Consider the following 774-nt stretch of genomic DNA (forward strand, 5'->3'; position numbering starts at 1 on the left):
GTGCAAATGCAAACGAGATTATTAACGTTTCGCTTAAAGATGTATCGGCAGATAAACTTGGTGGTAAATATGCATCTGGTAGTGCAGCTGGTAGTGTTTTTGGTGCAGTTGCTGCTACTAGTAGTGTATATGGTAAGTCCACTGTGGACCAAACATTAACCATTACATCTGCAGGTGTAGCAGAAACAGTTACTATTGATTCAGGCTCTAGTGCAACGGATGCAGCTAGTCAAATTAATGCTTCTGATACTAGTGTTTTTGCAGAGGCGGTTAGTGAAGTCGATATTAACATCGGGGCTGCAACATCTGGTACTTTGACAATAGGTGAACATGAAATAGGTGTATCAGGATCTAATGCAGATATAGCTGCCAAGTTGAGTGACCTTGGCTATGATGCTAAAGTTAGTGGCGGTGTCGTGCAGCTAAATGTAAGTGGAGTAGATGGTATTTCCCTTAGCGTTGCTGGAGGTGCTGGTACTTTTGATGTAAGAGGGGGTACTACTGCTATAGCTGATGGTACAACATCTACAGCAACTTCAAAAATAGAGTTTTCAGGGAATAATTCATTTACTGTGGGTGCTGGCGGAGAAATTACAGGTGCAGTCACTGAATCGGCTGCAGACTCAATGGTTGATAAGATTGATATCTCAACGCAAGCGGGTTCTCAGAAAGCTTTATCAATAATCGATTCAGCGATTTCATCTATAGATGAGCAGAGAGCTGATTTATGTGCTGTGCAAACACAGTTTTATTAATAAAAACAGTAATTTATCA

General features: G+C 41.0%; 1 protein-coding gene. It reads left to right on the plus strand.

Going from position 1 to position 774, the window contains the following annotated elements:
- The coding region (locus CWB80_RS22620) for a flagellin family protein (protein WP_502705018.1) at positions 1-755 on the plus strand (755 nt) is incomplete at its 5' end.
- Positions 756-774: the final 19 nt, after the last annotated feature.

The organism is Pseudoalteromonas sp. S1650 (assembly GCF_005887195.1).
Taxonomy (GTDB): domain Bacteria; phylum Pseudomonadota; class Gammaproteobacteria; order Enterobacterales; family Alteromonadaceae; genus Pseudoalteromonas; species Pseudoalteromonas simplex.